Source organism: Halomonas sp. V046 (assembly GCF_052645355.1).
The window spans coordinates 16182-37390 of sequence record NZ_JBQXYF010000013.1; the positions used below are offsets into that span (position 1 = coordinate 16182).

At 60.4% G+C, this 21209-nt stretch carries 31 protein-coding genes; all 31 read left to right on the forward strand.

The features are described from left to right. Nucleotides 1-69: 69 nt before the first annotated feature. The 31 genes from rpoC to rpsD all read left to right on the forward strand — a co-directional run bounded on the left by rpoC (nucleotide 70) and on the right by rpsD (nucleotide 21158). On the forward strand, nucleotides 70-4287 hold the full coding sequence (gene rpoC / locus ACUN9Y_RS17015; RefSeq protein WP_445461914.1) for a DNA-directed RNA polymerase subunit beta': 4218 nt from the start codon (nucleotides 70-72) through the stop codon (nucleotides 4285-4287). Nucleotides 4288-4435: 148 nt separating this feature from the next. Continuing rightward, the gene (gene rpsL, locus ACUN9Y_RS17020; RefSeq protein ID WP_445461915.1) at nucleotides 4436-4810 is read left to right on the forward strand and encodes a 30S ribosomal protein S12; all 375 of its coding nucleotides are present in this window, start codon (nucleotides 4436-4438) and stop codon (nucleotides 4808-4810) included. A 112-nt stretch (nucleotides 4811-4922) separates the two neighbouring features. Next, nucleotides 4923-5393, forward strand: coding sequence for a 30S ribosomal protein S7 (rpsG, locus tag ACUN9Y_RS17025; protein ID WP_445461916.1), 471 nt, complete (start codon nucleotides 4923-4925; stop codon nucleotides 5391-5393). Between the two features lie 27 nt (nucleotides 5394-5420). Further along, nucleotides 5421-7541: an elongation factor G gene (fusA, locus tag ACUN9Y_RS17030; protein ID WP_445461917.1), complete on the forward strand. Its 2121-nt coding sequence runs from the start codon at nucleotides 5421-5423 to the stop codon at nucleotides 7539-7541. 29 nt (nucleotides 7542-7570) lie between these two features. Continuing rightward, on the forward strand, nucleotides 7571-8764 hold the full coding sequence (gene tuf, locus ACUN9Y_RS17035; protein WP_445461918.1) for an elongation factor Tu: 1194 nt from the start codon (nucleotides 7571-7573) through the stop codon (nucleotides 8762-8764). A gap of 159 nt (nucleotides 8765-8923) precedes the next feature. Then, on the forward strand, nucleotides 8924-9235 hold the full coding sequence (rpsJ, locus tag ACUN9Y_RS17040; protein WP_010626466.1) for a 30S ribosomal protein S10: 312 nt from the start codon (nucleotides 8924-8926) through the stop codon (nucleotides 9233-9235). 156 nt (nucleotides 9236-9391) lie between these two features. Continuing rightward, entirely contained in the window at nucleotides 9392-10030 is a 639-nt protein-coding gene (gene rplC / locus ACUN9Y_RS17045; protein WP_445461919.1) for a 50S ribosomal protein L3, read from the forward strand. 14 nt (nucleotides 10031-10044) lie between these two features. Beyond that, nucleotides 10045-10653 (forward strand): 50S ribosomal protein L4, encoded by a 609-nt coding sequence (gene rplD, locus ACUN9Y_RS17050; RefSeq protein ID WP_445461920.1) that lies wholly within the window; start codon nucleotides 10045-10047, stop codon nucleotides 10651-10653. Then, a complete protein-coding gene (gene rplW / locus ACUN9Y_RS17055; protein WP_445461921.1) occupies nucleotides 10650-10946 on the forward strand; it encodes a 50S ribosomal protein L23 in 297 nt (98 codons plus the stop codon). The genes rplD and rplW overlap by 4 nt, the downstream gene beginning before the upstream one ends. A gap of 17 nt (nucleotides 10947-10963) precedes the next feature. Continuing rightward, nucleotides 10964-11794 (forward strand): 50S ribosomal protein L2, encoded by an 831-nt coding sequence (gene rplB, locus ACUN9Y_RS17060; RefSeq protein ID WP_445461922.1) that lies wholly within the window; start codon nucleotides 10964-10966, stop codon nucleotides 11792-11794. A gap of 33 nt (nucleotides 11795-11827) precedes the next feature. Then, nucleotides 11828-12103, forward strand: a complete 276-nt coding sequence (rpsS, locus tag ACUN9Y_RS17065; protein ID WP_445461923.1) for a 30S ribosomal protein S19 — start codon at nucleotides 11828-11830, stop codon at nucleotides 12101-12103. A gap of 18 nt (nucleotides 12104-12121) precedes the next feature. Beyond that, nucleotides 12122-12454 carry a 50S ribosomal protein L22 gene (rplV, locus tag ACUN9Y_RS17070; protein WP_445461924.1) on the forward strand — a complete coding sequence of 111 codons (333 nt, stop codon included), beginning with the start codon at nucleotides 12122-12124 and terminating at the stop codon, nucleotides 12452-12454. An 11-nt stretch (nucleotides 12455-12465) separates the two neighbouring features. Beyond that, a complete protein-coding gene (gene rpsC, locus ACUN9Y_RS17075) occupies nucleotides 12466-13164 on the forward strand; it encodes a 30S ribosomal protein S3 (RefSeq protein WP_445461925.1) in 699 nt (232 codons plus the stop codon). 15 nt (nucleotides 13165-13179) lie between these two features. After that, a complete protein-coding gene (rplP, locus tag ACUN9Y_RS17080; protein WP_445461926.1) occupies nucleotides 13180-13593 on the forward strand; it encodes a 50S ribosomal protein L16 in 414 nt (137 codons plus the stop codon). Beyond that, complete coding sequence (rpmC, locus tag ACUN9Y_RS17085; protein WP_445461927.1) at nucleotides 13593-13784, forward strand: 50S ribosomal protein L29; 192 nt, start codon at nucleotides 13593-13595, stop codon at nucleotides 13782-13784. Before rplP ends, rpmC begins: the two co-directional genes overlap by 1 nt. Before the next feature lies 1 nt (nucleotide 13785). Next, nucleotides 13786-14046 carry a 30S ribosomal protein S17 gene (gene rpsQ, locus ACUN9Y_RS17090; RefSeq protein WP_445461928.1) on the forward strand — a complete coding sequence of 87 codons (261 nt, stop codon included), beginning with the start codon at nucleotides 13786-13788 and terminating at the stop codon, nucleotides 14044-14046. Nucleotides 14047-14098: 52 nt separating this feature from the next. Further along, nucleotides 14099-14470: a 50S ribosomal protein L14 gene (gene rplN / locus ACUN9Y_RS17095; RefSeq protein ID WP_009723896.1), complete on the forward strand. Its 372-nt coding sequence runs from the start codon at nucleotides 14099-14101 to the stop codon at nucleotides 14468-14470. Nucleotides 14471-14484: 14 nt separating this feature from the next. After that, on the forward strand, nucleotides 14485-14802 hold the full coding sequence (gene rplX, locus ACUN9Y_RS17100) for a 50S ribosomal protein L24 (protein ID WP_445461929.1): 318 nt from the start codon (nucleotides 14485-14487) through the stop codon (nucleotides 14800-14802). Nucleotides 14803-14820: 18 nt separating this feature from the next. After that, the gene (gene rplE, locus ACUN9Y_RS17105) at nucleotides 14821-15360 is read left to right on the forward strand and encodes a 50S ribosomal protein L5 (protein ID WP_445461930.1); all 540 of its coding nucleotides are present in this window, start codon (nucleotides 14821-14823) and stop codon (nucleotides 15358-15360) included. 10 nt (nucleotides 15361-15370) lie between these two features. Beyond that, nucleotides 15371-15676 carry a 30S ribosomal protein S14 gene (gene rpsN / locus ACUN9Y_RS17110; protein WP_445461931.1) on the forward strand — a complete coding sequence of 102 codons (306 nt, stop codon included), beginning with the start codon at nucleotides 15371-15373 and terminating at the stop codon, nucleotides 15674-15676. 32 nt (nucleotides 15677-15708) lie between these two features. Then, nucleotides 15709-16101 carry a 30S ribosomal protein S8 gene (gene rpsH, locus ACUN9Y_RS17115; RefSeq protein WP_445461932.1) on the forward strand — a complete coding sequence of 131 codons (393 nt, stop codon included), beginning with the start codon at nucleotides 15709-15711 and terminating at the stop codon, nucleotides 16099-16101. A 9-nt stretch (nucleotides 16102-16110) separates the two neighbouring features. After that, nucleotides 16111-16641: a 50S ribosomal protein L6 gene (gene rplF / locus ACUN9Y_RS17120; RefSeq protein WP_445461933.1), complete on the forward strand. Its 531-nt coding sequence runs from the start codon at nucleotides 16111-16113 to the stop codon at nucleotides 16639-16641. Nucleotides 16642-16650: 9 nt separating this feature from the next. Continuing rightward, nucleotides 16651-17001 (forward strand): 50S ribosomal protein L18, encoded by a 351-nt coding sequence (gene rplR, locus ACUN9Y_RS17125; protein ID WP_445461934.1) that lies wholly within the window; start codon nucleotides 16651-16653, stop codon nucleotides 16999-17001. An 11-nt stretch (nucleotides 17002-17012) separates the two neighbouring features. Further along, a complete protein-coding gene (gene rpsE / locus ACUN9Y_RS17130) occupies nucleotides 17013-17513 on the forward strand; it encodes a 30S ribosomal protein S5 (RefSeq protein ID WP_445461935.1) in 501 nt (166 codons plus the stop codon). Between the two features lie 6 nt (nucleotides 17514-17519). Further along, nucleotides 17520-17702: a 50S ribosomal protein L30 gene (rpmD, locus tag ACUN9Y_RS17135; protein WP_386774005.1), complete on the forward strand. Its 183-nt coding sequence runs from the start codon at nucleotides 17520-17522 to the stop codon at nucleotides 17700-17702. A gap of 3 nt (nucleotides 17703-17705) precedes the next feature. Continuing rightward, on the forward strand, nucleotides 17706-18140 hold the full coding sequence (rplO, locus tag ACUN9Y_RS17140; protein ID WP_445461936.1) for a 50S ribosomal protein L15: 435 nt from the start codon (nucleotides 17706-17708) through the stop codon (nucleotides 18138-18140). Continuing rightward, entirely contained in the window at nucleotides 18141-19472 is a 1332-nt protein-coding gene (gene secY, locus ACUN9Y_RS17145; RefSeq protein ID WP_445461937.1) for a preprotein translocase subunit SecY, read from the forward strand. Between the two features lie 34 nt (nucleotides 19473-19506). Beyond that, nucleotides 19507-19620: a 50S ribosomal protein L36 gene (rpmJ, locus tag ACUN9Y_RS17150; protein WP_009099023.1), complete on the forward strand. Its 114-nt coding sequence runs from the start codon at nucleotides 19507-19509 to the stop codon at nucleotides 19618-19620. 122 nt (nucleotides 19621-19742) lie between these two features. Continuing rightward, nucleotides 19743-20099, forward strand: a complete 357-nt coding sequence (rpsM, locus tag ACUN9Y_RS17155) for a 30S ribosomal protein S13 (RefSeq protein ID WP_445461938.1) — start codon at nucleotides 19743-19745, stop codon at nucleotides 20097-20099. Between the two features lie 39 nt (nucleotides 20100-20138). After that, on the forward strand, nucleotides 20139-20525 hold the full coding sequence (rpsK, locus tag ACUN9Y_RS17160; protein WP_013331014.1) for a 30S ribosomal protein S11: 387 nt from the start codon (nucleotides 20139-20141) through the stop codon (nucleotides 20523-20525). 12 nt (nucleotides 20526-20537) lie between these two features. Next, nucleotides 20538-21158 (forward strand): 30S ribosomal protein S4, encoded by a 621-nt coding sequence (gene rpsD / locus ACUN9Y_RS17165; RefSeq protein ID WP_445461939.1) that lies wholly within the window; start codon nucleotides 20538-20540, stop codon nucleotides 21156-21158. Nucleotides 21159-21209 lie beyond the last annotated feature (51 nt).

Below are 21209 nucleotides of genomic sequence, written 5' to 3' on the forward strand. Positions count from 1 at the left end.
CAATGAAAGACGGTCCGCGGGGGGCTTCGGCCCCCCGCCCATGACAACTCCGCAACGGAGCCGACCTACATGAAAGATTTGGTGAAAGTCCTCAAATCGCAGTCCCAGACCGACGAGTTCGATGCGATCAAGATTTCGCTCGCGTCTCCGGACATGATTCGTTCCTGGTCGTTCGGCGAGGTGAAGAAGCCCGAGACGATCAACTACCGGACGTTCAAGCCCGAGCGTGACGGCCTGTTCTGCGCCAAGATCTTTGGCCCGGTAAAGGACTACGAGTGCCTGTGCGGCAAGTACAAGCGCATGAAGCACCGCGGAATCATCTGCGAAAAGTGTGGCGTTGAGGTCACCAAGGCCGCCGTGCGTCGCGAGCGCATGGGCCATATTGAACTGGCGAGCCCGGTCGCGCATATCTGGTTCTTGAAGTCACTGCCGTCGCGTATCGGCATGCTGATGGACATGACCCTGCGTGACATCGAGCGCGTGCTGTACTTCGAGAGCTTCATGGTCGTCGATCCGGGCATGACCACCCTCGAGCGTGGCCAGCTGCTCAACGATGAGCAGTATTTCGAGGCCCTCGAGGAGTTCGGTGACGACTTCGACGCCCGCATGGGTGCCGAAGCCGTCCAGGCCATGCTCAAGGACATCGATCTCGAAGAAGAGATCGATCGCCTGCGTGAAGAGATCCCGCAGACTAGCTCCGAGACCAAGATCAAGAAGCTATCCAAGCGCCTGAAGCTGCTCGAGGCCTTCTACGGCTCCGGCAACGATCCGGCGTGGATGGTCATGGAAGTGCTGCCCGTGCTGCCGCCGGACCTGCGTCCGCTGGTACCGCTGGACGGCGGACGCTTTGCGACCTCCGATCTCAACGACCTCTATCGTCGTGTGATCAACCGCAACAACCGCCTGAAGCGTCTGCTCGACCTCAATGCGCCGGACATCATCGTGCGCAACGAGAAGCGCATGCTGCAGGAATCCGTCGATGCGCTGCTCGACAACGGCCGTCGTGGTCGCGCCATTACGGGTTCCAACAAGCGTCCGCTCAAGTCGCTCGCCGACATGATCAAGGGTAAGCAGGGCCGCTTCCGTCAGAACCTGCTCGGCAAGCGCGTGGACTATTCCGGCCGCTCGGTCATCACCGTCGGTCCGACCCTGCGTCTGCACCAGTGCGGTCTGCCGAAGAAGATGGCGCTCGAGCTGTTCAAGCCGTTCATCTACTCCAAGCTGCAGGGCAGCGGCCAGGCGTCCACCATCAAGGCCGCCAAGAAGATGGTCGAGCGCGAGTTGCCTGAGGTGTGGGACATCCTCGCCGACGTCATTCGTGAGCACCCGGTGCTGCTGAACCGCGCCCCGACCCTGCACCGCCTCGGCATCCAGGCGTTTGAGCCGCTGTTGATCGAAGGCAAGGCGATCCAGCTGCACCCGCTGGTGTGTGCCGCCTACAACGCCGACTTCGACGGCGACCAGATGGCCGTTCACGTACCGCTGACGCTGGAAGCCCAGCTCGAAGCGCGTGCGCTGATGATGGCCACCAACAACGTGCTGTCGCCGGCCAACGGCGAGCCGATCATCGTGCCGTCTCAGGACGTGGTGCTGGGTCTGTATTACATGACCCGTGAGCGCATCAACGCCAAGGGCGAAGGCATGGTGTTCTCCGGCCTCAACGAGGTCGACCGCGCGTTCGGCACCCAGAGCGTCGAGCTGCATGCTCGCGTCAAGGTGCGCCTGGACGAGGTCGATATCGACGAGGAGACCGGTGAGCGCTCCGAGCACCGCCGCCTGCGGGACACCACCGTCGGCCGTGCGCTGCTGTTCCGGATCCTGCCCCAGGGGGTGCCCTTCGAACTGGTCGATCAGGCCATGAAGAAGAAGGCGATCTCCAAGCTGATCAATGAAGTGTACCGTCGTGCCGGCCTGAAGGCCGCGGTCATCTTCGCCGACCAGCTGATGTACACCGGTTTCCGCCTGGCCACCTGGTCCGGCGCCTCGATCGGCGTCAACGACTTCGTCATCCCGGACGCCAAGGCCGAGATCGTCGATGCGGCCGAGGAAGAGGTCAAGGAAATCGAGGACCAGTTCTCCTCGGGTCTGGTGACCGCGGGCGAGAAGTACAACAAGGTCATCGATATCTGGGCGCGCGCCAACGACCAGGTCGCCAAGGCGATGATGGCCGGTATCTCCAAGGAGAGCGTGATCGATCGTCATGGTAACGAGGTTGAGCAGGATTCGTTCAACAGCGTCTTCATCATGGCCGACTCGGGCGCTCGTGGTAGCGCCGCTCAGATCCGTCAGCTGGCCGGTATGCGTGGCCTGATGGCCAAGCCTGACGGCTCGATCATCGAGACGCCGATCGTCGCCAACTTCCGTGAAGGTCTGAACGTACTCCAGTACTTCATCTCGACCCACGGTGCCCGTAAGGGTCTGGCGGATACGGCCCTGAAGACCGCCAACTCCGGTTACCTGACCCGTCGTCTGGTCGACGTGGCCCAGGACATGGTCATCACCGAGGTCGATTGTGGCACCGAGAACGGCCTGACCCTGCACCCGGTCATCGAGGGCGGCGACATTATCGTCTCCCTGGCCCAGCGTGTGCTGGGTCGTGTGGTCGCTCAGGACGTCATCGATCCGAGTACCGACGACGTGCTGATCGCTCGCGGTACGTTGCTCGACGAAGCCTGGTGCGCTCAGCTCGACACCATGGGCGTCGATGAGATCATCGTGCGCAGCACGATCTCGTGCGAGACCAGTCACGGCGTCTGTGCGACCTGCTACGGTCGCGATCTGGCCCGCGGACACCAGGTCAACATCGGTGAATCGGTCGGTGTCATCGCCGCCCAGTCCATCGGTGAGCCGGGCACCCAGCTGACCATGCGTACCTTCCACATCGGTGGTGCGGCCTCGCGGGCATCCGCCGTGGACAGCGTCCAGGTCAAGCATGGCGGCAGTGTGCGCCTGCACAACATCAAGTACGTCGAGCGTGCCGACGGCAAGCTGGTGGTGGTCTCTCGCTCCAGTGCGCTGGCCGTGGCCGACGAGCATGGTCGTGAGCGCGAGTACTACAAGCTGCCTTATGGCGCCGAGCTGTCCGTGCGCGACGGCGACCCCGTCGACCCCGGTCAGTCAGTGGCCAAGTGGGATCCGCACACCCACCCGATCGTGGCCGAGGCCGAGGGCCAGGTGACCTATGCGGACATGGACGAAGGCCTGACCATGCACCGTAGTGTGGATGAGATGACGGGACTGTCGTCCATCGAGATCATCGAGTCCGCGGCGCGTCCGATGGCGGGTCGCGACAAGCGTCCGATGATCACCCTGGCCGACGGCGCCGGCAAGCCGGTGACGGTGAGCGGCTCCGACACTCCGGTGCAGTACCTGCTGCCGGGCAAGGCCATCGTGACCGTCGACAATGGTTCGCACATCGGCGTCGGTGAGGTGGTTGCCCGTATTCCGGTGGAGGCGTCCGGTAACAAGGACATCACCGGTGGTCTGCCGCGTGTCGCCGACCTGTTCGAGGCACGCAAGCCGAAGGAACCGGCGATTCTGGCCGAGATCAGCGGTGTGATCAGCTTCGGCAAGGAGACCAAGGGCAAGCGTCGTCTGACGATTACCCCGAGCGACGGCGATCCGTTCGAGATGCTGATCCCGAAATGGCGTCAGATCGCGGTCTTCGAGGGCGAGTCGGTCGAGAAGGGCGAGGTCATTTCCGACGGCCCGAGCAACCCGCACGACATCTTGCGTCTGCTCGGCATCGCCGAACTGGCGAAGTATATCGTCGTCGAGGTTCAGGACGTCTATCGTCTGCAGGGCGTTGGCATCAACGACAAGCACATCGAAGTGATCGTGCGTCAGATGCTGCGCAAGGTCGAAATCGCCGACGCCGGCGACTCCGACTTTATCCCGGGTGATCAGGTCGAGCTGGTTCGCGTCCTGGAGCAGAACGCCAGGCTCCAGGCCAACGACAAGTTCCCGGCCAAGTACCAGCGCCTGCTGCTGGGGATTACCAAGGCCAGCCTGGCCACCGAGTCGTTCATCTCCGCGGCCTCCTTCCAGGAGACCACGCGGGTGCTGACCGAGGCGGCGGTGACCGGTAAGCGTGATTACCTGCGCGGCCTGAAAGAAAACGTGGTGGTGGGGCGTCTGATCCCGGCCGGTACCGGCCTGACCCACCACGAGGAGCGTCGCCGCAAGCGTGATGATGCCGAGCGTCTGCTCCAGCCGTCGGCCTACGATGTCGAGCAGGAGCTGGGCGCCCAGCTTACCGCGCTCGATTCGGACGACGAGGAGATCTGATTCCGCGCGTCGTGGCCCGAAGCGCGAAGCGCTTCGGGCTTGACGGCACTCGGCATCAGCCATTAGAATGCGCAGCCTTTAACAGTGGGGCGGGTGCGCCCGCTCTGCTGTAACAGGCAAGGCAACCCATTGGAGTCAGCTATACACCATGGCAACGATTAACCAGCTCGTGCGCAAGCCGCGCAAGCGCCAGGCCACGAAGACCGACGTGCCTGCGCTTCAGGCCTGCCCGCAAAAGCGCGGCGTTTGCACCCGCGTCTATACCACTACCCCGAAGAAGCCGAACTCCGCTTTGCGGAAGGTCTGCCGCGTGCGTCTGACCAACGGTTTCGAGGTGTCTTCCTACATCGGCGGTGAAGGCCACAACCTTCAGGAGCACTCTGTTGTCCTGATCCGTGGCGGCCGAGTGAAGGACCTTCCGGGTGTGCGTTATCACACCGTTCGCGGCGCTCTCGACACCTCCGGTGTCCAGAACCGTAAGCAAGGTCGTTCCAAGTACGGTACCAAGCGTCCGAAGTCCTAAGACTTCCCACGCCTACCGACACCATATTTGTCACGGTCTGATAAGAGTAAGGTCGAGCGGCTGACTGCCAGTCTCGGGTTTACCTGAAGGACCCTTCGATAGAGGGCTTATCATGCCTAGAAGAAGAGTTGCGGCCAAGCGCGAGATTTTGCCGGATCCCAAGTTCGGATCCGAGCGCCTGGCGAAGTTCATGAACCACCTGATGATCAGCGGCAAGAAGTCCGTCGCCGAGCGTATTGTCTATGGTGCGCTGGACAGGGTTGCCGAGCGTTCCAATGATGAGCCGCTGGAAGTCTTCGACAAGGCGCTGGAAACCATCCAGCCGATGGTCGAAGTGAAGTCGCGCCGCGTCGGTGGTGCGACCTATCAGGTGCCGGTCGAAGTGCGCCCGTCTCGCCGTCAGGCGCTCGCCATGCGCTGGTTGGTGGACGCTGCGCGTCGTCGCGGCGAGAAGACCATGGAGCAGCGTCTGGCCGGCGAGATGCTGGATGCCGCCGAAGGCAAGGGTTCGGCCGTCAAGAAGCGTGAAGACGTGCATCGCATGGCAGAAGCCAACAAGGCCTTCTCTCACTACCGCTTCTAAGTATCGCCAACCAACGGGAGTTACATCGTGGCTCGCAAGACTCCGCTTAATCGCTACCGCAATATCGGTATCGTGGCCCACGTCGATGCCGGTAAGACAACGACTACCGAACGTGTTCTGTTCTACACCGGCCTGTCTCACAAGGTTGGTGAGGTCCATGAGGGCGCTGCCACCATGGACTGGATGGAGCAGGAGCAGGAGCGTGGTATCACTATCACCTCCGCGGCGACGACCTGCTTCTGGCAGGGCATGAACAAGCAGTTCGATGAGCACCGCATCAACATCATCGACACGCCTGGACACGTTGACTTCACCATCGAAGTCGAACGTTCCCTGCGTGTTCTTGATGGCGCGGTCGTCGTGCTGTGCGGCTCCTCCGGCGTTCAGCCGCAGACCGAGACCGTTTGGCGTCAGGCCAACAAGTACGAAGTTCCGCGCATGGTGTTCGTCAACAAGATGGACCGTGCCGGCGCCGACTTCTTCATGGTCGTCGATCAGCTCAAGGAACGTCTGGGTGCCAATGTGGTGCCGATCCAGATCAACTGGGGCGCCGAGGACGACTTCAAGGGCGTGATCGACCTCATCCAGATGAAGGCCATCCTGTGGGATGAAGACAACTTCGGGATGAACTACGACCTGGTGGACATTCCTGCCGAGCTGCAGGAAACCGCCGAGAAGTATCGCGAAGAGATGGTCGAGGCCGCCGCCGAGGCATCCGAAGAGCTGACCGAGAAGTACCTGGAGGGTGGCGAGCTCACCGTCGAGGAGATCAAGGCCGGCCTGCGTCGTCGTACCCTGGCCAACGAGATCATCCTGGTCACCTGCGGCTCGGCGTTCAAGAACAAGGGCGTTCAGGCCGTTCTCGATGGCGTCATCGAGTACATGCCGTCCCCCACCGAGGTCAAGGCGATCGAAGGTGAGCTGGACGACAAGGACGGCACCATCGCGACCCGTGAGGCCGACGACAGCGCACCGTTCTCCGCTCTGGCGTTCAAGATCGCGACCGACCCCTTCGTCGGTACCCTGACCTTCATCCGCGTCTACTCTGGCGTGCTGAAGTCCGGTGACAGCGTCTACAACTCCGTGAAGCAGAAGAAAGAGCGTGTCGGCCGTATCGTGCAGATGCATGCCAACTCTCGGGAAGAGATCAAGGAGATCCTGGCCGGTGATATCGCCGCCTGTATCGGCCTGAAGGATGTCACTACCGGTGATACCCTGTGTGATCTGACCGACAAGATCGTTCTGGAGCGCATGGAGTTCCCGGATCCGGTTATCTCCGTCGCGGTCGAGCCGAAATCCAAGGCGGACCAGGAGAAGATGGGTGTTGCACTGGGCAAGCTGGCTCAGGAAGACCCGTCCTTCCAGGTCAAGACCGACGAAGAGACCGGTCAGACCATCATCTCCGGCATGGGTGAGCTGCACCTGGACATCATCGTTGACCGCATGCGTCGCGAGTTCAAGGTGGAAGCGAACATCGGCAAGCCGCAGGTGGCCTACCGCGAGACGATTCGTCAGAGCGTCGAGCAGGAAGGCAAATTCGTTCGTCAGTCCGGTGGGCGCGGTCAGTACGGTCACGTACACCTGCGCATCGAGCCGTTGACGGCCGAAGACAAGGGCGACGACGAAGACATGCACTTCAAGTTCGCTTCAGAAATCGTCGGTGGCGCGGTTCCCAAGGAATACGTGCCGGCCGTCGAGAAAGGGGCCTATGAGCAGCTCCAGAACGGTGTCATCGCGGGCTACCCGATGATCGACGTCAAGGTCACGCTGTTCGACGGTTCCTACCATGACGTGGACTCCAACGAGACCGCGTTCAAGGTCGCCTCTTCCATGGCGATCAAGGCTGGTGCACCCAAGGCCAAGGCCGTTCTTCTCGAGCCGGTGATGAAGGTCGAGGTCGTTACCCCTGAAGACTTCATGGGTGACGTCATGGGCGACCTGAATCGTCGCCGGGGCCTGGTCTCGGGCATGGATGATTCTTCAACTGGTAAGATCATTCGCGCCACCGTGCCGCTGGCTGAGATGTTCGGTTACGCAACCGACCTGCGTTCTCAGACCCAGGGCCGCGCAAGCTACACCATGGAGTTTGCGGACTACGAAGAGGCGCCGTCCAGCGTCGTTGAAGCCGTCATCAACCAGAACGGTTAACCGTTAGCTAACGTAAAGAGGTCATAGCAGTGGCTAAGGAAAAATTCGAACGTTCCAAACCGCACGTCAACGTCGGCACCATCGGTCACGTCGACCACGGTAAGACGACCCTGACGGCGGCCCTGACCCGCGTTTCTGCCGAGGTCTTCGGCGGTGACTGGCGCGAGTTCGACACTATCGACAATGCTCCGGAAGAGCGTGAGCGTGGTATTACCATCGCTACCTCTCACGTCGAGTATCAGTCTGAAGTGCGTCACTACGCACACGTCGACTGCCCCGGCCACGCCGACTACGTCAAGAACATGATCACCGGTGCTGCCCAGATGGACGGCGCTATCCTGGTCTGTTCTGCCGCTGACGGCCCCATGCCGCAGACTCGCGAGCACATCCTGCTGTCGCGTCAGGTCGGCGTGCCGTTCATCGTCGTGTTCCTGAACAAGGCCGACATGGTCGACGACGAAGAGCTGCTTGAGCTGGTCGAGATGGAAGTGCGTGAACTGCTGTCCATGTACGACTTCCCGGGCGACGACACCCCGATCATCACCGGTTCTGCCCTGATGGCTCTCGAAGGCAAGGATGACAACGGCATGGGTACCACCGCCGTCGCCAACCTGATCAAGGCCCTCGACGAGTACATCCCGGAGCCGGAGCGTGCCATCGATCAGCCGTTCTTGATGCCGATCGAAGACGTGTTCTCCATCTCTGGTCGCGGTACCGTTGTGACCGGTCGTGTCGAGCGTGGCATCGTGAAGGCTGGCGAAGAAGTCGAAATCGTCGGTATCCGCGACACCACCAAGACCACCGTTACCGGTGTCGAGATGTTCCGCAAGCTGCTCGACGAAGGTCGTGCAGGCGAGAACGTCGGCGCGCTGCTGCGCGGCACCAAGCGTGACGACGTCGAGCGTGGCCAGGTGCTGGCCAAGCCGGGCACCATCACTCCGCACACCAAGTTTGAAGCGGAAGTGTACGTGCTGTCCAAGGACGAAGGTGGTCGTCACACGCCGTTCTTCAAGGGCTATCGTCCGCAGTTCTACTTCCGTACCACCGACATCACTGGTACTTGTGAGCTGCCGGAAGGCGTCGAGATGGTCATGCCGGGTGACAACGTCCAGATGGTTGTCAACCTGATCGCCCCGATCGCCATGGACGAAGGTCTGCGCTTCGCCATTCGTGAAGGCGGCCGTACCGTCGGCGCCGGCGTTGTGGCCAAGATTGTCGAGTAAGCGCGACGCTTGACGACAGAAGGGGGCTCCGCAAGGAGCCCCCTTTTCTGCGCGTTGTCATTGAGGGTTTGACTCTCGGTGGCTGCGCGCATATAATGCGCATCCTTTGAATGCGTGGGTTGACGGCTCGCGCCGTCAAGATCCATTGGAGTTAGGGCAATGCAGAACCAGAAGATTCGCATTCGGTTGAAGGCTTTCGACCATCGCCTGATCGATCAGTCTGCCGCGGAGATCGTTGATACCGCCAAGCGCACTGGCGCCCAGGTTCGTGGTCCGATTCCTCTGCCGACCAATCGCGAGCGTTACACCGTGCTGATTTCTCCGCACGTGAACAAGGACGCTCGTGATCAGTATGAGATTCGTACCCACAAGCGCGTGCTCGATATCGTTGAGCCGACCGAAAAGACCGTTGATGCGCTGATGAAGCTCGACCTCGCCGCTGGCGTGGACGTGCAGATCAAGCTCGACTGATATCACACTAGACACATGCGGCCCAGCGTTCCTCGCGCTTTCGTCTGAGGATCAGCAGCCGCCACGCCGGGATGGCGTCATACAACGTGCTAGTGGAATGCTCTGGAAAGGGCAGCCATAGCGGGTGATAGCCCCGTACACTATAGGAGACTGAGAATGACTATCGGTTTAGTCGGTAGGAAGGCCGGGATGACCCGTGTCTTCACCGAAGACGGTGCATCCGTGCCCGTGACCGTTATCGAGGTTGAGCCTAACCGTGTAACTTGCGTCAAGTCCGTCGAGACTGACGGTTACGCCGCGGTTCAGGTCACAACTGGTTCCCGCAAAGCCAAGCATCTGTCCAAGGCCCAAGCTGGCCAGTACGCAAAGGCAGGTGTCGAGGCTGGTCGTTCGCTGATGGAGTTTCGCCTGGTTGAAGGCGAGGAAGCTCCGGAAGTGGGTGGCTCCCTCACCGTATCCCTCTTCGAAGCTGGGCAGAGTGTTGACGTCGTCGGCACCTCCAAGGGTAAGGGCTTCCAGGGCGCTGTTAAGCGCTGGAACTTCCGTACCCAGGACAACACCCACGGTAACTCCTTGTCCCACCGTGCACCGGGTTCCATCGGCATGTGCCAGACCCCGGGTCGCGTATTCAAGGGCAAGAAGATGGCCGGCCAGATGGGCAACGCCCGCTGCACCGTCCAGAGCCTGGAAGTCGTCCGTGTCGATGCCGAGCGCAACCTGCTGCTGATCAAGGGTGCCGTTCCTGGTGCCACCGGCAGTGATGTCATCGTGCGCAGCGCCGTCAAAGCTGGCTGAAGGGGAAAATACCGATGAATCTGAATCTTGCAGGTGCAAGCGAAGGGACCGTTGAGCTCTCTGACGCTACCTTTGGCAAAGAATTCAATGAAGCGCTCGTGCATCAGGTCGTCACCGCCTATCTGGCCGGTGGTCGTCAGGGTACCCGCGCTCAGAAGAACCGTTCCGACGTCCGTGGTGGCGGCAAGAAGCCGTGGCGCCAGAAGGGCACCGGCCGCGCTCGCGCCGGCACCATTCGTTCGCCGATCTGGCGCAGCGGTGGTGTGACCTTCGCGGCCCGTCCGCAGGACCACTCCCAGAAGGTCAACCGCAAGATGTACCGTGCGGCCATGCGCTCGATTCTGTCCGAGCTGGTCCGTCAGGAACGTCTTGTCGCGGTTGAGAACTTCAGCGTCGAGTCACCGAAAACCAAGCAGCTGGTCTCAAAGCTCAGCGAGATGGGTCTGGAGAAGGTGCTGATCGTCACTGAAGAAGTCGACGAGAACCTGTACCTGGCCGCCCGCAATATCCCGAACGTGGATGTCGTGGACGTCGCCGCCGCCGACCCGGTTAGCCTGGTCGCCTTCGACAAGGTCCTGGCTACCGTCTCCGCTCTGCGCAAATTCGAGGAGAAGCTGGCATGAACCAGGAACGTGTATTCAAGGTTCTGCTTGGTCCGCACGTGACCGAGAAGGCCGCCATGGCCGCCGAGCGTAACCAGTACGTGTTCAAGGTGGCAGGCGACGCAACCAAGCCCGAAATCAAGACCGCCGTACAGGAACTGTTCGGCAAGAAGGTCGCAAGCGTTCAAGTGCTGAACGTGAAGGGCAAGACCAAGCGTACTGCGCATGGTGTTGGTATGCGCAAGGGTTATCGCAAGGCGTACGTGACACTGGCCGCCGGCGAGACGCTTGAAGACTTCTCTGGCGCCGAGTAAAGGCAGGAGTACGGATCATGGCAATCGTCAAGACAAAACCCACATCCGCCGGTCGTCGCCACGTCGTCAAGATCGTTGGTGAAGAACTGTACAAGGGCCGCGCCTACGCGCCGCTGCTCGAGAAACAGTCCAAGTCCGGTGGCCGTAACAACCACGGTCGCATCACTACCCGCCACGTGGGCGGTGGGCACCGTCAGCACTACCGTTTGATCGACTTCAAGCGCACCAAGGATGGCGTTCCGGCCGTCGTTGAGCGCCTCGAGCACGATCCGAACCGTAGCGCTCACATCGCTCTGCTGAAGTACCTCGACGGTGAGCGTCGCTACATCATCGCGCCCAAGGGCGTGAGTGCTGGTGACCGTCTTGAGTCTGGCGTCAATGCGCCGATCAAGAAGGGCAACGCCATGCCGTTGCGCAACATCCCGTTGGGTTCCACGGTGCACTGCATCGAGCTGAAGCCTGGTAAGGGCGCTCAGATCGCACGCAGCGCCGGTACCAGCGCCCAGCTGGTGGCTCGTGAAGGCAACTACGCCACCCTGCGTCTGCGCTCCGGCGAGATGCGCAAGGTGCTGGCCGAGTGCCGTGCCACCCTGGGTGAAGTGAGCAATTCTGAGCACAGCCTGCGTCAACTTGGCAAGGCCGGTGCGAAGCGCTGGAGAGGTGTGCGTCCTACCGTTCGCGGTGTCGCCATGAACCCGGTGGACCACCCGCACGGTGGTGGTGAAGGCCGCACCAGTGGTGGTCGTCATCCGGTGTCCCCGTGGGGTATGCCCACCAAGGGCCACAAGACCCGCAAGAACAAGCGCACCGACAAGCTGATCGTCCGCCGCCGTAAGGCTCGCGGTTAAGATCCCACGCCAAGACATTAAGAGGTAACGGCTGTGCCACGTTCACTGAAGAAAGGTCCTTTCATTGACCTTCATCTGCTGAAAAAGGTTGAGACTGCAGCGGAAAAGAACGATCGCAAACCGATCAAGACCTGGTCGCGTCGTTCTATGGTCCTGCCCAATATGGTCGGGCTCACCATTGCAGTCCATAACGGTCGCCAACACGTCCCGGTGCACGTCTCCGAGGAAATGGTTGGCCACAAGCTGGGCGAATTCGCTGCTACCCGCACCTATCGCGGTCATGCGGCGGACAAGAAAGCCAAACGGTAAGCCAGAGAGGATTAAGAGATGGAAGTCACAGCAAAGCTGCGTGGCGCCAGTTTATCCGCCCAGAAGGCCCGTTTGGTGGCTGATCAGGTGCGCGGTAAGCCTGTCGCCGAAGCGCTCGACCTGCTGACCTTCTCCCCGAAGAAGGCGGCGAAGCTGGTCAAAAAGGTGCTTCAGTCCGCCATTGCGAATGCGGAAGAAAATAACGGCATGGACATCGACGAGCTGCGTGTCTCGACCATCTGTGTCGATGAGGGCATGACGCTCAAGCGCATCAAGCCGCGTGCCAAAGGCCGCGCGGATCGCATTTTGAAGCGCACTTGCCACATCACCGTCAAGGTAGCCGAGAAGTAGGAGTCGACCAGATGGGTCAGAAAGTCAATCCAACAGGCATCCGACTGGGTATCGTCAAAGACCATACCTCAGTCTGGTACGCCGAGCGCGGCGCCTATGCCGATAAGCTCAATAACGACCTCGCGGTGCGTAGCTTTCTGGAAGAGCGTCTGAAAAACGCCTCCGTTAGCAAAATCACCATCGAGCGTCCCGCGAACAACGCGCGCATCACCATTCACACCGCCCGTCCGGGCATCGTGATTGGCAAGAAGGGCGAAGACGTCGATCGCCTGCGTCGCGACGTGACCGAGATGATGGGCGTGCCCGTTCACGTCAACATCGAGGAAGTTCGCAAGCCGGAACTGGATGCCATGCTCGTCGCGCAGAACATTGCCGGCCAGCTTGAGCGTCGCGTGATGTTCCGTCGCGCCATGAAGCGTGCCGTTCAGAACGCTATGCGTCTGGGCGCAGGCGGCATCAAGGTGCAGCTCTCCGGTCGCCTCGGCGGCGCGGAAATTGCCCGCACCGAGTGGTACCGCGAAGGTCGTGTTCCGCTGCATACCCTGCGTGCGGACATCGATTACGCTGCCTTTGAAGCAAAGACCACCTACGGCATCATCGGTGTCAAGGTCTGGGTCTTCAAAGGTGAAATCCTCGGGGGCATCGAGGAGGTTCGTGCGAAGGCCAAGCAGCCGGCATCCGCACCCTCCAAGAAGAAAGGTTCCAGGTAAGGGGAGAGCGAGTCGATGTTACAACCTAAGCGTATGAAATTCCGCAAGATGCAGAAGGGCCGCAACCGTGGCCTGGCGCATCGCGGAAGCAAGATCAGCTTCGGCGAGTTTGGCCTCAAGGCCACTGGTCGCGGTCGCGTCACCGCCCGTCAGATCGAAGCTGGCCGTCGTGCCATCACTCGTCACGTCAAGCGTGGCGGGAAGATCTGGATCCGTGTCTTCCCGGACAAGCCGATTTCCAAGAAGCCGTTGGAAGTCCGGATGGGTAAGGGTAAGGGCTCCGTCGAGTACTGGGTCGCACAGATTCAGCCCGGCCGTGTCCTGTACGAGATCGAAGGCGTTTCCGAGGAGCTGGCTCGCGAGGCATTCGCCCTGGCTGCCCAGAAGTTCCCGGTCTCCACCACCTTTGTGAAACGGACGGTGATGTGATGAAAGCCCAGGAAATTCGTGAAAAGTCAGCAGAGCAGCTCAAGGAGCGGCTCTTTGAACTCCTCCGCGAGCAGTTCAACCTGCGCATGCAGAAGGCCACCGGCCAGTTGAGCCAGACTCATCTGCTCAAGCAGGTTCGTCGGGATATCGCCCGTGTGAAGACTGTGCTCAACGAGAAGGCAGGTGTTTGAGATGGCCGAAGAGAAAAAAGCCCGTATGCTCACCGGTAAAGTGGTGAGCGACAAGATGGACAAGTCCATCGTGGTAATGATCGAGCGTCGCGAGCGCCACCCGATCTACGGCAAATATGTTAAGCGCTCCACCAAGCTGCACGCCCACGACGAGTCCAACCAGGCGAAGGCCGGCGACACGGTTTCCATTCAGGAATGCCGTCCGCTGTCCAAGAAGAAGGCCTGGACCCTGGTCGAGGTCGTCGAACAGGCCAAGGGTTGATCGGCCTGGTGCCATCAACTCCGAGCAGTCAGATTAGGTTTGGAGAAAACCGATGATTCAGACTCAGACAATGCTGGATGTCGCCGACAACAGCGGAGCGCGCCGGGTGCAATGCATCAAGGTGCTGGGCGGTTCACACCGTCGTTACGCTCGCGTTGGTGATGTCATCAAAGTCACGGTGAAGGAAGCTATTCCGCGCGGCAAGGTCAAGAAAGGCCAGGTGCTGAAGGCGGTAGTTGTCCGTACCCGTAGTGGCGTCCGTCGTAGTGACGGTTCGCTGATTCGCTTCGATGGAAATGCGGCGGTTCTGTTGAACAACACCAACGAACAGCCGATCGGTACCCGTATCTTCGGGCCGGTGACCCGTGAGCTTCGCAACGAGAAGTTCATGAAGATCATTTCCTTGGCGCCTGAAGTGCTGTAAGGAGCGAGGCGGATATGCAAAAGATCAAACGTGACGATGAAGTGATCGTCATCGCCGGGAAGGATAAGGGCAAGCGCGGCACCATCAAGAGCGTCCTCAAGGACGATCGCTATGTGGTGTCCGGTGTGAACATGATCAAGCGTCACACCAAGCCCAATCCCATGGCGGGAAATCAAGGCGGTATCGTCGAGCGCGAGGCTCCGATTCACGCGTCCAACGTGGCCATCTTCAATCAGGAGACCGGCAAGGCGGATCGCGTCGGCTTCCAGGTGAACGAAGACGGTACCAAGGTACGTATCTACAAGTCGACGCAAGCGCAGATCGACGCTTAACGTGAGTCGGGTAGCAAAATGGCGAACTTGAAAGAACGTTATCAAAACGAGGTGGTGGCTCAACTCAAAGAGCAGTTCAGCTACGCCAACGTTATGCAGGTACCCCGGATCACCAAGGTGACTCTGAACATGGGTATCGGCGAAGCGACCAGCGATAAAAAGCTGATCGACGCTGCCGTCGGTGACCTGGAGAAGCTCTCCGGTCAGAAGCCGATGGTGACCAAGGCACGCAAGTCCATCGCGGGCTTCAAGGTGCGTGAAGGCTGGCCGATCGGGGTCAAGGTCACACTGCGCAGTGCGCGTATGTGGGACTTCCTCGATCGCCTGGTGAATATCGCGATCCCCCGCGTTCGTGACTTCCGTGGTCTCAACCCGAAGTCTTTCGACGGTCGTGGCAACTACAGCATGGGGGTGCGTGAGCAGATCATCTTCCCGGAGATCGAGTATGATAAGATCGACCGGATTCGTGGTCTGGATGTCACCATCACCACCACCGCCAACACCGATGACGAAGGTCGGGCGCTCCTGAGCGCACTGAACTTCCCGTTCAAGAAATAAGGGTGGGATCATGGCAAAGAAAAGCATGGTAGAGCGTGAGCTCAAGCGCACGAAGATGGTGGAGAAGTACGCCGCCAAGCGTGCCGAGCTCAAGGCGATCATCCAGGACGTGAACGCTTCCGATGAGGAGCGCTTCGATGCGCAGCTCAAGTTGCAGGCGCTGCCGCGTGACTCCAGCCCGGTTCGTCAGCGTAACCGCTGCCGTATCACTGGCCGTCCGCACGGCTACTACAACAAGTTCGGCCTCGGCCGTAACAAGCTGCGTGAAGCCGCCATGCGTGGCGACGTGCCCGGACTCAAGAAGTCCAGCTGGTAACGCCACGTAGACTCATCAGGAGCGCAACGTAAATGAGCATGCAAGACACTCTGGCGGATATGTTCACTCGTATCCGCAATGCGCAGCAGGCCACCAAGGAGACGGTCACCATGCCGTCCTCCAAGATCAAGATCGAAGTGGCCCGTGTGCTGAAAGAAGAGGGTTATATCTCTGACTTCGCGGTTAGCGAATCAGCCAAGCCCGAGCTGACTGTCAGCCTCAAGTACTTTGAAGGCAAGCCGGTCATCGAGCACCTGCAGCGGGTTTCCAAGCCTTCCCTTCGTAGTTACAAGGGCAAGGATGCGCTGCCGAAGGTTGCCGACGGTCTGGGCGTCGCTATCGTCACCACCTCCAAGGGTGTGATGACCGATCGCGCGGCCCGTGAGGCTGGTGTCGGCGGCGAAGTCCTCTGCACCGTATTCTAGGAGTTTGGAATGTCCCGCGTAGCCAAATATCCGGTTAAAGTGCCTGCCGGCGTCGATATCAAGATCGACGGCGACAAGCTGACCGCCAAGGGCGGTCAGGGCACCCTTTCCATGTCTGTTCACGGCGATGTCGTGATCGGCCAGGAAGACGGTCAGCTGACCTTCCAGCCTAGCGAGTCTGCTAAGAGCTGGGCGATGGTCGGCACCACCCGTGCCCTGGTCCAGAACCTGGTCACCGGCGTGTCCGAGGGCTTTACGAAGTCACTCGAAATCATCGGCGTCGGTTATCGCGCACAAGCGAAAGGCCAGACGCTCAACCTGACACTGGGCTTCTCACACCCGGTCGACTATCAACTGCCTGATGGCGTGGTGGCGGAAACGCCCAAGAACACCATCATCGTGCTGAAGAGCGCGGACAAGCAGAAGCTCGGCCAGGTCGCTGCGGAAATCCGCGCCTTCCGTCCGCCTGAACCCTACAAGGGTAAGGGTGTCCGGTACGCGGATGAGCAGGTCCGCCGTAAAGAAGCCAAGAAGAAGTAAGGCAGGGTTATGAACGCGAAGAAAGAATCTCGTCTCCGTCGTGCCCGCCGCGCTCGCGCAAAAATGCGCGAGCTGGGCGTGTTTCGCCTGTGCGTCAACCGTACGCCTCGCCACATCTATGCGCAGATCATCTCGCCGGATGGTGCCAAGGTCCTCGCCAGCGCTTCCACGCTGGACAAGGCCCTTCGCGAGGGTTCGACCGGTAACAGCGATGCCGCCTCCAAGGTTGGCGCGCTGATTGCCGAACGCGCCAAGGAAGCGGGCATCACCCAGGTGGCCTTCGATCGTGCTGGCTTCAAGTACCACGGTCGTGTCAAGGCCCTGGCCGACGCCGCTCGTGAAGGCGGCCTGGAATTCTAAAGGGTTTTACGATGGCGAAGAACGAACAGAACAGCGGAGATCTGCAGGAAAAGCTCGTGCAGGTCAACCGCGTCGCCAAGGTGGTCAAGGGTGGCCGTATTTTCGGCTTCACCGCTCTGACTGTCGTTGGTGACGGTAACGGTCGTGTCGGTTTCGGTCGTGGCAAGGCGCGTGAAGTGCCGGTCGCGATCCAGAAAGCGATGGATCAAGCGCGCCGTAACATGGTCAAGGTCAACCTGATCAATGGCACGCTGCAGTACCCGGTCAAGGCCCGTCACGGCGCCTCCAAGGTGTACATGCAGCCGGCCTCTGACGGTACCGGCATCATCGCCGGTGGCGCCATGCGCTCCGTGCTGGAGCTGGCTGGCGTGCACAACGTCCTGGCCAAGTGCTACGGCTCCACCAATCCGGTGAACGTGGTGCGTGCGACCGTCAACGGCCTGTCATCCATGCAGTCGCCGGAAGACGTGGCCGCCAAGCGCGGTCTCTCAGTCGAAGCGATCACGGGGTAAGGCACCATGGCAGCAACGATCAAGGTTACCCAGATCCGCAGCACCATCGGCGTGTTGGCCAAGCATAAGGCCACTATGAAAGGCCTCGGCCTGCGTCGCATTGGTCATACGGTTGAACTGGAAGACACCCCTGCCGTTCGCGGCATGATCCACAAGGTTAATTACCTTGTGCGTGTTGAGGGAGAGTAATCCATGAAACTCAATAGCCTGAGCCCGGCACCGGGCTCCAAGCACGCCGAGAAGCGCGTCGGTCGTGGCATCGGTTCCGGTCTTGGTAAGACCGGTGGCCGTGGCCACAAGGGCCAGAAGTCGCGCAGCGGCGGCAGCGTCAAGCCCGGCTTCGAGGGCGGTCAGATGCCTCTGCAGCGTCGTCTGCCGAAGTTTGGCTTCACCTCCGCCAAGTCGCTGGTTTCCGAGGAAGTCCGCCTGGCCGAACTGGCCAAGGTCGCGGGTGACGAAGTCACCATGGACAGCCTCAAGGAAGCCAACGTGCTGAAGGACGCCACGCAGCATGCCAAGGTGATCCTTTCCGGCGAACTGAACAAGGCGGTTACCGTTCGCGGCGTCAAGGTCACCAAGGGTGCCCGCGCAGCGATCGAAGCCGCCGGTGGCAAGGTAGAGGACTAAATGGCCAAGTCAGGAAACATGCCGGCGATGGGCAGCGGTCTGAGTGAACTGTGGGCGCGTCTGCGCTTCGTGCTCCTCGCCATAGTGGTCTACCGTATCGGTGCCCACATCCCCGTTCCCGGTATCAATCCTGACCAGCTTGCTGCCTTGTTCAGGGAGCAGCAGGGCACCATCCTGGGCATGTTCAACATGTTCTCGGGCGGTGCCCTGGAGCGTATGAGTATCCTCGCCCTGGGCATCATGCCCTATATCTCGGCGTCGATTATCATGCAGCTCCTGACCGCCGTGTCGCCCCACCTCGAGCAGTTGAAGAAGGAAGGGGAGGGCGGTCGCCGCAAGATTAGCCAGTACACGCGCTACGGCACGGTGGTGCTGGCCTTCGTTCAGGCCTCCGGCATGTCCGTGGGCCTGGCGAGCCAAGGCATCGCCTACTCGGCCGACTTCAGTTTCTACTTCACCGCCATCATCACCTTCGTGTGTGGCGCGGTGTTCCTGATGTGGCTGGGTGAGCAGATCACCGAGAAGGGCATCGGCAATGGCATTTCGCTGCTGATCTTCTCGGGTATCGTCGCTGGCCTCCCTGGGGCTGTGGGTCAGGCTTTCGAGCTTGCCCGCAACGAGGGTGCGTGGAACGTGTTGCCGCTGTTGGCGCTTTCCCTTCTGGGGGTCGCCACCGTGGCGTTCGTCGTGTTCATCGAGCGCGGCCAGCGTCGTATTACGGTGAACTACCCGCGTCGCCAGGTCGGCAACAAGATGTATGCAGGGCAGAGCAGCTATCTACCGCTCAAGGTCAACATGGCGGGTGTCATCCCCGCGATCTTCGCCTCGAGCATCCTGCTGTTCCCCGCGTCGCTCGGCCAATGGGTCGGCGCCGGCGATGGAATGGAGTGGCTGCAGCGTGCTTCTCAGGCCCTGGCGCCTGGACAGCCCTTGTATATCTTGCTTTTCGCGGCGGCGGTGGTATTCTTCTGCTTCTTTTACACAGCGCTGGTCTTCAATCCGAAGGACGTGGCCGACAACCTCAAGAAGTCGGGTGCTTTCCTTCCGGGTATTCGCCCCGGTGAGCAGACCGCTCGCTATGTCGACAAGGTCATGACTCGTCTGACCCTGTTCGGCGCCCTCTACATCACTGCGGTTTCCCTGATGCCCCAGTTCCTGATCGTGGCCTGGAACGTGCCGTTTTTCTTTGGCGGTACGTCGCTTCTGATCGTGGTAGTGGTCATCATGGACTTCATGGCCCAGGTGCAATCGCATCTCATGTCGCACCAGTACGAATCGGTGATGAAGAAGTCCAACCTGAAAGGCTACGGTGGTGGCGGCATCATGCGCTGAGCGCGCGCCGCTGGCCGGATTTGGAGAAAGAACGATGAAAGTTCGAGCTTCCGTAAAGAAAATGTGCCGCAATTGCAAGATCATTCGTCGCAATGGCGCTGTCCGCGTCATCTGCATCGAACCGCGGCACAAGCAGCGCCAGGGTTGATCCTGGGCTGAACTGAACCGGGTGCTGGCATGCCCCTTGCCCTTTAGGAGGGAAGGGGGTATGCTATTGCGCCTTTTGTAGTTGATTAACCGAGCAAGCCGCTCAAACTTCGGAGTAAGCTGATGGCCCGTATTGCAGGCGTCAATATCCCGGATAACAAGCATGCGGCGATCTCGCTGACCTACATCTTCGGGATTGGCCGTACCCGCGCGCAGGATATCTGTGCCGCGGCCGGCATAGCGCCGACCACCAAGATCCAGGATCTGTCTTCTGAAGAAGTCGACACCCTGCGTAGTGAAGTCGGCAAGTATACCGTTGAAGGCGACCTTCGCCGTGATGTCACGCTTAACATCAAGCGTCTCATGGACTTGGGTTGCTATCGTGGTCTGCGTCATCGTCGTGGTCTTCCGCTGCGTGGTCAGCGTACCAAGACCAACGCGCGTACCCGTAAGGGACCGCGTAAGCCGATCCGCAAATAACACGCACGTTCTGGCGTAAAGACAGGAATAGACATCAACATGGCTAACCCGCGTAGCAACCGTAAAAAGGTTAAAAAGCAGGTGGTGGATGCCGTAGCGCATATCCACGCCTCTTTTAACAACACGATCATTACGATCACAGACCGCCAGGGCAACGCTCTTTCTTGGGCGACTGCCGGTGGTTCGGGTTTTCGTGGTTCTCGCAAGAGCACCCCGTTCGCTGCGCAAGTCGCAAGCGAGCGTGCAGCGACCGCTGCAGCCGAGTATGGTGTGAAAAACGTCGACGTGCTGGTCAAGGGCCCCGGTCCGGGCCGTGAATCCGCCGTGCGCGCACTCAACGCCGCCGGCTTCCGCGTGCAGAGCATCACCGACGCGACGCCCATTCCCCACAATGGCTGCCGTCCGCCGAAGAAACGCCGCGTTTAAGGAGACAGATTCATGGCTCGTTATATTGGACCTAAGTGCAAACTGTCTCGTCGGGAAGGTACTGACCTCTTCCTCAAGAGCGGTGTCACTCCCTTCGAGAAGAAGTGCAAATCCGAGCAGATCCCGGGTGTGCACGGCCAGCGCCGTCAGCGTCTTTCGGACTACGGCTTGCAGCTTCGCGAGAAGCAGAAAGTGCGTCGCATGTACGGCGTACTCGAAAAGCAGTTCCGCAACTACTACAAGGAAGCGGCCCGCCTCAAGGGCGCGACCGGCGAGTTGTTGCTGCAGCTGCTCGAATCCCGACTGGATAACGTCGTCTACCGCATGGGCTTTGGCTCCACGCGCTCCGAGGCACGCCAGCTGGTGAGCCACAAGGCGATCGCCGTCAATGGCAAGACCGTCAACGTGGCCTCCTACCAGGTGAAGCCGGGCGATGTGGTCTCCATTCGCGAGAAGGCCAAGCAGCAGGCGCGCATCCAGAGCGCCCTGTCCATCGCCGCCAACCGTGGCGATGTGGCCTGGATCGAGATTGATGCCAAGAAGATGGAAGGCACTTTCAAGGCTCTGCCTGAACGCGGTGACCTGACTGCCGACATCAACGAAAACCTGATCGTCGAGCTGTACTCGAAGTAAGCGGTCTGTCTGCACCGCCCCCTCCGGGGGGCGGTGGTCACCATCGAGTAT

What these genes read in the sequence shown, in the direction of transcription:
- rpoC (WP_445461914.1), top strand. Translation starts at nt 70, where the DNA reads ATGAAAGATTTGGTGAAAGTCCTCAAATCGCAGTCCCAGACCGACGAG.
- rpsL (WP_445461915.1), top strand. Translation starts at nt 4,436, where the DNA reads ATGGCAACGATTAACCAGCTCGTGCGCAAGCCGCGCAAGCGCCAGGCC.
- rpsG (WP_445461916.1), top strand. Translation starts at nt 4,923, where the DNA reads ATGCCTAGAAGAAGAGTTGCGGCCAAGCGCGAGATTTTGCCGGATCCC.
- rpsJ (WP_010626466.1), top strand. Translation starts at nt 8,924, where the DNA reads ATGCAGAACCAGAAGATTCGCATTCGGTTGAAGGCTTTCGACCATCGC.
- rplC (WP_445461919.1), top strand. Translation starts at nt 9,392, where the DNA reads ATGACTATCGGTTTAGTCGGTAGGAAGGCCGGGATGACCCGTGTCTTC.
- rplD (WP_445461920.1), top strand. Translation starts at nt 10,045, where the DNA reads ATGAATCTGAATCTTGCAGGTGCAAGCGAAGGGACCGTTGAGCTCTCT.
- rplW (WP_445461921.1), top strand. Translation starts at nt 10,650, where the DNA reads ATGAACCAGGAACGTGTATTCAAGGTTCTGCTTGGTCCGCACGTGACC.
- rplB (WP_445461922.1), top strand. Translation starts at nt 10,964, where the DNA reads ATGGCAATCGTCAAGACAAAACCCACATCCGCCGGTCGTCGCCACGTC.
- rplV (WP_445461924.1), top strand. Translation starts at nt 12,122, where the DNA reads ATGGAAGTCACAGCAAAGCTGCGTGGCGCCAGTTTATCCGCCCAGAAG.
- rpsC (WP_445461925.1), top strand. Translation starts at nt 12,466, where the DNA reads ATGGGTCAGAAAGTCAATCCAACAGGCATCCGACTGGGTATCGTCAAA.
- rplP (WP_445461926.1), top strand. Translation starts at nt 13,180, where the DNA reads ATGTTACAACCTAAGCGTATGAAATTCCGCAAGATGCAGAAGGGCCGC.
- rpmC (WP_445461927.1), top strand. Translation starts at nt 13,593, where the DNA reads ATGAAAGCCCAGGAAATTCGTGAAAAGTCAGCAGAGCAGCTCAAGGAG.
- rpsQ (WP_445461928.1), top strand. Translation starts at nt 13,786, where the DNA reads ATGGCCGAAGAGAAAAAAGCCCGTATGCTCACCGGTAAAGTGGTGAGC.
- rplN (WP_009723896.1), top strand. Translation starts at nt 14,099, where the DNA reads ATGATTCAGACTCAGACAATGCTGGATGTCGCCGACAACAGCGGAGCG.
- rplX (WP_445461929.1), top strand. Translation starts at nt 14,485, where the DNA reads ATGCAAAAGATCAAACGTGACGATGAAGTGATCGTCATCGCCGGGAAG.
- rplE (WP_445461930.1), top strand. Translation starts at nt 14,821, where the DNA reads ATGGCGAACTTGAAAGAACGTTATCAAAACGAGGTGGTGGCTCAACTC.
- rpsN (WP_445461931.1), top strand. Translation starts at nt 15,371, where the DNA reads ATGGCAAAGAAAAGCATGGTAGAGCGTGAGCTCAAGCGCACGAAGATG.
- rpsH (WP_445461932.1), top strand. Translation starts at nt 15,709, where the DNA reads ATGAGCATGCAAGACACTCTGGCGGATATGTTCACTCGTATCCGCAAT.
- rplF (WP_445461933.1), top strand. Translation starts at nt 16,111, where the DNA reads ATGTCCCGCGTAGCCAAATATCCGGTTAAAGTGCCTGCCGGCGTCGAT.
- rplR (WP_445461934.1), top strand. Translation starts at nt 16,651, where the DNA reads ATGAACGCGAAGAAAGAATCTCGTCTCCGTCGTGCCCGCCGCGCTCGC.
- rpsE (WP_445461935.1), top strand. Translation starts at nt 17,013, where the DNA reads ATGGCGAAGAACGAACAGAACAGCGGAGATCTGCAGGAAAAGCTCGTG.
- rpmD (WP_386774005.1), top strand. Translation starts at nt 17,520, where the DNA reads ATGGCAGCAACGATCAAGGTTACCCAGATCCGCAGCACCATCGGCGTG.
- rplO (WP_445461936.1), top strand. Translation starts at nt 17,706, where the DNA reads ATGAAACTCAATAGCCTGAGCCCGGCACCGGGCTCCAAGCACGCCGAG.
- secY (WP_445461937.1), top strand. Translation starts at nt 18,141, where the DNA reads ATGGCCAAGTCAGGAAACATGCCGGCGATGGGCAGCGGTCTGAGTGAA.
- rpmJ (WP_009099023.1), top strand. Translation starts at nt 19,507, where the DNA reads ATGAAAGTTCGAGCTTCCGTAAAGAAAATGTGCCGCAATTGCAAGATC.
- rpsM (WP_445461938.1), top strand. Translation starts at nt 19,743, where the DNA reads ATGGCCCGTATTGCAGGCGTCAATATCCCGGATAACAAGCATGCGGCG.
- rpsK (WP_013331014.1), top strand. Translation starts at nt 20,139, where the DNA reads ATGGCTAACCCGCGTAGCAACCGTAAAAAGGTTAAAAAGCAGGTGGTG.
- rpsD (WP_445461939.1), top strand. Translation starts at nt 20,538, where the DNA reads ATGGCTCGTTATATTGGACCTAAGTGCAAACTGTCTCGTCGGGAAGGT.